The organism is Streptomyces synnematoformans (assembly GCF_039531005.1).
Lineage (GTDB): Bacteria > Actinomycetota > Actinomycetes > Streptomycetales > Streptomycetaceae > Streptomyces > Streptomyces synnematoformans.
Genome location: NZ_BAAAPF010000372.1, coordinates 1 through 6,380, shown reverse-complemented (window position 1 = coordinate 6,380; position 6,380 = coordinate 1). Strand labels below are relative to the sequence as shown.

The 6,380-nt window shown below is 75.6% G+C and carries 7 protein-coding genes; 2 read left to right on the top strand and 5 right to left on the bottom strand.

The genetic code is table 11. The features are described from left to right. From ABD317_RS32240 to ABD317_RS32220, 5 genes are all read right to left on the bottom strand, one after another. Positions 1–1,012, bottom strand: a 1,012-nt coding sequence (locus ABD317_RS32240; RefSeq protein ID WP_344294647.1) for a DUF2637 domain-containing protein, incomplete at its 3' end; no start/stop codon positions are given. A gap of 124 nt (positions 1,013–1,136) precedes the next feature. Continuing rightward, entirely contained in the window at positions 1,137–1,817 is a 681-nt protein-coding gene (locus tag ABD317_RS32235) for a DUF3558 family protein (RefSeq protein WP_344294645.1), read from the bottom strand. A gap of 135 nt (positions 1,818–1,952) precedes the next feature. Beyond that, positions 1,953–2,909, bottom strand: coding sequence for a hypothetical protein (locus tag ABD317_RS32230; RefSeq protein ID WP_344294643.1), 957 nt, complete (start codon positions 2,907–2,909; stop codon positions 1,953–1,955). A gap of 163 nt (positions 2,910–3,072) precedes the next feature. Further along, on the bottom strand, positions 3,073–3,705 hold the full coding sequence (locus ABD317_RS32225) for a histidine phosphatase family protein (protein WP_344294641.1): 633 nt from the start codon (positions 3,703–3,705) through the stop codon (positions 3,073–3,075). A 146-nt stretch (positions 3,706–3,851) separates the two neighbouring features. Further along, the gene (locus ABD317_RS32220) at positions 3,852–4,610 is read right to left on the bottom strand and encodes an SDR family NAD(P)-dependent oxidoreductase (RefSeq protein ID WP_344294639.1); all 759 of its coding nucleotides are present in this window, start codon (positions 4,608–4,610) and stop codon (positions 3,852–3,854) included. Between the two features lie 174 nt (positions 4,611–4,784). Between ABD317_RS32220 and ABD317_RS32215 the strand changes: the two genes are divergently transcribed. Together ABD317_RS32215 and ABD317_RS32210 are read left to right on the top strand one after the other, a co-directional pair. Continuing rightward, a complete protein-coding gene (locus ABD317_RS32215; protein ID WP_344294637.1) occupies positions 4,785–5,825 on the top strand; it encodes a sigma-70 family RNA polymerase sigma factor in 1,041 nt (346 codons plus the stop codon). After that, on the top strand, positions 5,822–6,380 hold a 559-nt coding region (locus ABD317_RS32210; RefSeq protein WP_344294634.1), incomplete at its 3' end, for a TIGR03086 family metal-binding protein. The genes ABD317_RS32215 and ABD317_RS32210, both read left to right, overlap by 4 nt.

Here is a 6,380-nt window from a genome sequence, read left to right as displayed (position 1 = left end):
TCCGGGATGTCGATGTGGTCGGTCTGCTCCACGACGGGCAGCACCTCGACGCCGGGTACGCGGTGTGCGCGGCCTGGGCGGCCGGTGCCGCCTGCGCGAGCTGTGCCGCCTGGGCGGCCTGCGGTGCGGGTGCCGGTGCCGTGGCCGCGTGCGTGTCCTGTGCCGCGTGCGCGGTCCGTACGGGCGCGGGCGCCTCCGCGGCGGTCCGTACCCGCGCGGAGGGCTGCGCGGCCACCGGGCCCGGCGCCCCGTCTCCGTGCTCCCGGACCGCACCCCGCCCCGCGGGTCGGCGCTCCAGCTCGGGCTGCGCCGGCCGCGCCGGCTGCGGGCGCAGCGGCTTGTCGATGCCCGCCGCCGCCAGCCCCTCCGGCGCCGTCTCCGCCAGCGGCACCCCGTACTTGGCCAGCTTCAGCGGCATCACCGCCTCCACCGGCGCCCGGCGCCGCCACGCGCGGCCGTAGCGGGCGCGCAGCCGGGCGCGGTAGACCATGCGGTCCTGTTCGAGGCGGATGACCTCCTCGTACGACCGCAGCTCCCACAGCTTCATCCGGCGCCAGAGCCGGAACGTGGACGGGAAGGCCAGCAGCCAGCGCGAGACCCGCACGCCCTCCATGTACTTGTCGGCCGTGATGTCCGCGATCCGGCCGATCGCGTGCCGCGCCGCCTCCACCGACACCACGAACAGCACCGGGATGATCGCGTGCATCCCGACGCCCAGCGGGTCGGGCCACGCCGCGGCGCCGTTGAACGCGATCGTCGCCGCCGTCAGCAGCCACGCCGTCTGCCGCAGCAGCGGGAACGGGATGCGTATCCAGGTCAGCAGCAGGTCGAGGGCCAGCAGCACCACGATCCCGGCGTCGATGCCGATGGGGAAGAAGACCGCGAAGTCGCCGAAGCCCTTCTTCTCCGCGAGGTCGCGCACGGCCGCGTAGGACCCGGCGAAGCCGATCGCCGCGATCACCACCGCGCCGAGGACGACGACGGTGATGAGTATGCGGTGCGTCCGGTTCATGCGTATCGCAGGAGCCCTGTCCACGCGCCGTTCCCTCTCCGCTGGAGACCACCGGTCGCCCCGGGCCCGGCCCGGAGCCACGCCAGCCTCGCACAGCTGTACGGGGCTGCGTATGCAGGTCCGGTCACTTGACCGCGGCCACGGCCTCCTTGGCCGCCTTCTCCGCGTCCTTCAGCAGGTCGTCGGCCTTCGGCTGGTCCGATCCCTGGAAGCCGGCGCCGTGGTAGTTGAGGCTGACGACGACGTTCTCGTGGAGGACGACGACCGTCTGCTTGCGGTAGTCCTCCTTGTCCTCCGTCGTCTTGTACGTGAACTCCGTCGCCTGCCGGCCGAGTCCGGACCGCGCGGAGGACTTCATGTCCTTGGCGCCCTCGGTGGCCTCGACGGCCTTGATCTGCTTGCCGTAGTACTCCGCGGCGCGGTCGGCGCCGCTGCCGATGGCCGGGTCGGAGTCGTAGCGCTGGAAGGAGACGTCGAGCCAGCGCCACTGGTAGCCCTTGAGGCCGGTCCACGAGCAGCTGCTGCGCTGGGAGGTGTCGGCGGACTTCCCGGCGGTGCCCGCGGTGTTCTTCGCGCCCGGCACCAGGTCCTTGACGGTGTCCTTGGCGAGCGCGTCGCACGGGTCGGGCAGTTCGGCGAACCGCGCCGGCTCCACCTTCGGCTCGCTGGTCTCGGGGGACGGCGAGGAGCTGCTCTGCCCGCCGCTGTCGCCGTCGTCGCCGGAGGAGCAGCCGGCGGTGACGAGTATCACGGGCACGGCCGCGGCGGCCAGAACTCGGGAGATGCGGGTGGTTGAGCGGTGCATGGGTCCTTCATCACTCGGTCGTCGGGCGGCCCGCGAGCGGGGGCACGGCGCTCTGGGCCCGGCGCCGGGAGGGCACCGGCTGCGAGCGTACCCGCCGCCGCGGACGGCGTACGGGCGGTCCGGACCGCCGGTCCGTCACCCGGCGAGCCGGTCCGCGAGCTGGTCGGCCACCTGCTGGGCGCGCTGCTGCAGCTCAGCGGTGTCCGGCGGCTCGGTCGCGGCGGTGTCCCAGTGGTCGTACGTGAGGGTCACCACGACGTTCGACGTGCGGAAGACCACTGTCACCTCGCGGTGCTTGCCGGCGCCGACGGTCCGGTCGTCGAGGAAGGACTCGTCGCCGATGCCGTCGAGGAGGCGGGGGGTGAGGGTCGCCGCGGGGTCGGCGCCTTCGCCGTCGTCGCCGTCGTCGCCGGGGGACTCGGAGGAGCCGCCCGTGCCGGAGGGCGTGCCCGCGCCGTCGGTCCCGTCGCCGTTGGTGCCGTCGCCGTCCGTCCCGCCGTCGTCCGCCGCGTCCGTCGCGCCGTCGGCGCCACCGTCCTGCGGCTCCGTCGCGCCGGCCTCGCCGCCGGCGGGACCGCCGCCCGAGGCGTTGCCGGTCTCGGCCTTGTCGGGCAGGTCCGGCGGGTCGTCGGTCACGTCGACGTCGTGCTCGTCGGCCCGCTCCGCGTAGATCTGCGCCGCCTGCTCGTCGTCGCTGATCTCGTCGTCGTACGACACGATCCGCTCGAACCGCAGCTCCAGCTGGTGCCCGCCCTCGGTGGTCTCCCGCTCCCAGCTGCAGCCCACCAGCCGGTCGGCGTCGTACGTGAGGTCCGGCTCACCCGCGAGGGGCTCCTCGGCGTCCTCCCCGCTCTCCCCGCTCTCCCCTTCCGCCCCCGGCAGCAGCTCCTCCAGCGTCCCGGCGCTCACCGCCGTGCACGGCTCGGGCAGCGTGCTGTACTTCCCGGAGGGCGCCGGTACGGAGCTGGCGCCGGCCTCGCCGGACTGGCTGTCGACCGCGCCGGTGGGCCCGTCGGCGCCGGTGCAGCCGGCCAGCGCGACCGCGAGCACGGCGGCCGCGGCGGCGGCCTGCGCGAGTGCCCTTCGCTGCACGGGAGAAGGCTCCTTCCGACTCCAGGTCATGGTGCCGCCCGGGGCGGGCCGACGACCCCATGTCTATCGCACGTCCTGCCGGTTCGTCCGGTCGGGTGTCCGCCGACGGGCGGTTGACCCCGTTATCTTCGCGCATGTGTGCAGGTGATCGGCAGAGCGGGCGTCATCCGACCTTGCCGCCGGGGAGGTTCCAGCCGAGGAGCACGGGCCGGTCGTGCTCGGTGCCCAGGACGGACAGTGTGGCGGTCTCCAGCCGGTACAGGGCGCCCGCGGCCGGGTGCTGGCCCAGCCGGCGGGCGGTGAGGACGCGCAGCACGTGGCCGTGGGCGACGAGCAGCACGTCGCCGTCGGTGTGCCCGGCGGAGCCCGCGGCGGCGCGCAGCGCCTCGTCGGCGTCGTCCAGCACCTCGCCGCAGCGGCGGCCGACGGCCGCCAGCGTCTCGCCGGGGTGGCCGGGGGCGCCCGCGGGCACGCCGTCGTGCCACAGGTCCCAGCCCGGGCGGCCGTCGCGGATCTCCGCGGTGGTCAGGCCCTCGTAGCCGCCGTAGTCCCACTCCTGCAGCCGCGGCTCCAGCACCGTGCCGCGGCGGCCGGGCAGCGCCAGCTCCGCCGTGCGGACGGCGCGCCGCAGCGGGCTGCACAGCACGGTCGCGACGCGGCGCCCGGCGAGCAGCGGGACGAGCGCGCGGGCCTGCTCCTCGCCGGTGTCGGTCAGCGGCAGGTCCGTGCGGCCCGTGTGGCGGCCGTCGCGGCTCCACTCGGTCTCGCCGTGCCGTACGAGCAGCAGGTCACCCATGGGCCGGTTCTCCTTCCGTCGCCGCGGCGTCCGGCGCCCCGCCGACGATGCGGTGGTCCGCGTGGCAGGCGTACGACGACTCTCCCGCGGCGGGCTCGCGACGGCCGCCGCGGCGCGGCCATCCGGGTGCCCGGGCGGGCGGGGCGTCACGGCTCGCGGTGCACCTTGTGGTTGGCGGCCTGCGCGCGGGGGCGTACGACCAGCAGGTCGACGTTGACGTGTGCCGGGCGGGTCACCGCCCAGGCGATCGTGTCCGCCACGTCGTCCGCGGTCAGCGGCTCCTTCACGCCCGCGTACACGGCGGCGGCCTTCTCCTCGTCGCCGCGCATCCGGGTCACGGCGAAGCCCTCGGTGCGCGTCATCCCCGGCGCGATCTCGACGACCCGCACGGGGCGCCCGTTCAGCTCCAGCCGCAGGGTCGCGGCGATGCTGTGCTCGGCGAACTTCGCGGCGACGTAGCCCCCGCCGCCCTCGTACACGGCGTGGCCGGCGGTGGAGGTGACGATGACGACGGTGCCGTCCCCGGAGTCGACGAGGGCGGGCAGCAGCGCCTGCGTGAGGTTGAGCGTGCCGATGACGTTCACCTCGTACATCGCCCGCCAGTCGGCCGGGTCGCCGGCCTCGACGTGCTCGGTGCCCAGCGCCCCGCCGGCGTTGTTGACGAGTACGTCGACGGAGGGGAAGGCGTCGAGGGAGGCGGCGAAGGCGTCCACGGCGGCGCGGTCGGTGACGTCCAGCGCGTACGGGGTGGCCGCGTGCCCGGCGGCGGTCAGCTCGGCGGCGAGCGCGTCGATGCGGTCCTTGCGGCGGGCGGTCAGGACGACGTGGTGGCCGGCGGCGGCGAGCTGGCGGGCCGTGGCCGCGCCGATGCCGCTGCTCGCTCCGGTGACGACTGCGGTAGGCATGCGGCCAGGATAAGCAGGTGGGCGTGGGTGCCGGCGGGCCGGTGCCGCCGAACCGGACGCGTCCGGAACGGGCCGGGTGCGCCGGGGGACACGGACGGCGATGAGTTTTCGTGCATCGCGCAGTCAGTACGGGTAGCGGGACGCAGCGGAGGCGACCAGAAGGGCGGAGCGGCGATGGCGACGGCGAACACGGCGGCCGAGGAGGACTTCCTGCGGCAGTCCGACCCCTACCGGCGCGAGCTGCTGGCGCACTGTTACCGCATGCTCGGCTCCGTGCACGACGCCGAGGACCTGGTGCAGGAGACGTACCTACGGGCCTGGCGCGGATACGGGCGGTTCGAGGGCCGCTCCTCGCTGCGCACCTGGCTGCACACCATCGCCACCCGCGCCTGCCTCACCGCCCTGGAGGGGCGCCGGCGCCGCCCCCTGCCCACCGGCCTCGGCGGCCCCGGCGACGACCCGGCCGGGCAGCTCGCCGAGCAGCCCGAGGTGCCGTGGCTGGAGCCGGTGCCGGACGCGCTGGTGGAGACGCCGGAGACCGACCCGGCAGCGGTCGTGGGCGCGCGGGAGTCCGTGCGGCTCGCGTTCGTCGCCGCCCTGCAGCACCTGCCGCCGCGGCAGCGCGCGGTGCTGCTGCTGCGCGACGTGCTGCGCTGGAAGGCCGCCGAGGTCGCCGAGCTGCTGGACACCTCCACCGCGTCCGTCAACAGCGCGCTGCAGCGCGCCCGGGCGCAGCTGGCGAAGGCCGCGCCGAGCGAGGAGTCGGTCGCCGAGCCGGACGACGCGGAGCGGCGCGAGCTGCTCGACCGGTACGTCGAGGCGTTCGTGACCAAGGACGTACGGGAGATCGTGCGCCTCTTCACCGAGGACGTGGTCTGGGAGATGCCGCCGTTCCCCGAGTGGTTCCGCGGGCCGGAGCAGGTGGCGACGCTCACCACCGTGCAGTGCCCGTACGCGCCCGGTCAGGCGCGGCTGCTGCCGGTGGGCCTCAACGGCCAGCCGGGCTTCGCGCTGTACACCCGCGACGCCGGCGGCCGCGACGACGGCTTCCGGCCGTTCGCGCTGCACGTGCTCACCGTCGCGCCCGGCGGGCGCGGCATCTCGCACGTCGGCTGCTTCTTCGACACCTCCCTGTTCACCACCGCCGGCCTGCCGGAGGTCCTGACCGACGACACCCCGAGCGACCGCGCCCTGACCGGCGGGGGGAACCGATGAGGCCGGACGGGAGCGCGCCCACGGCGCTGCTCGGCGGGGTGGCGCTGCTGGAGCGCTCGGTGACGTACGCGCTGGGGGTGCTGCACCGGATCGGCCCGGGCGACCTGCGGCGGCCCACGCCGTGCGCGCAGTGGGACCTCGGGCAGCTCCTCGCGCACGTCGGCGACTCCATGGCGGCGCTCAACGAGGCGGCGGACACGGGCCACATCGCCCTCAAGCCGCAGGCCGCGTACAGCCTCGCCGACCCGGCCCGGGCGGTACGGGACCGGGCCCGGCGGCTGCTCGGCGCGTGGGCGGCGGTGCGGCGGCGGGAGCTGGTGACGGTCGGCCACCTGCCGCTGGCGGCGGGGGTGGTGACGTGCACGGGCGCGCTGGAGCTGGCGGTGCACGGCTGGGACCTGGCGCGCGCCGGCGGGCAGCCGGAGCCGCTGCCGACGGCGCTGGCGGAGGAACTGCTGGAGCTGGCGCCGATGTTCGTGGCGGCGGAGGACAGGCCGGCGCGGTTCGGGCAGGTGCAGATGGTGCGGGAGGGCGCGGGGCCGGGGGAGCGGCTGG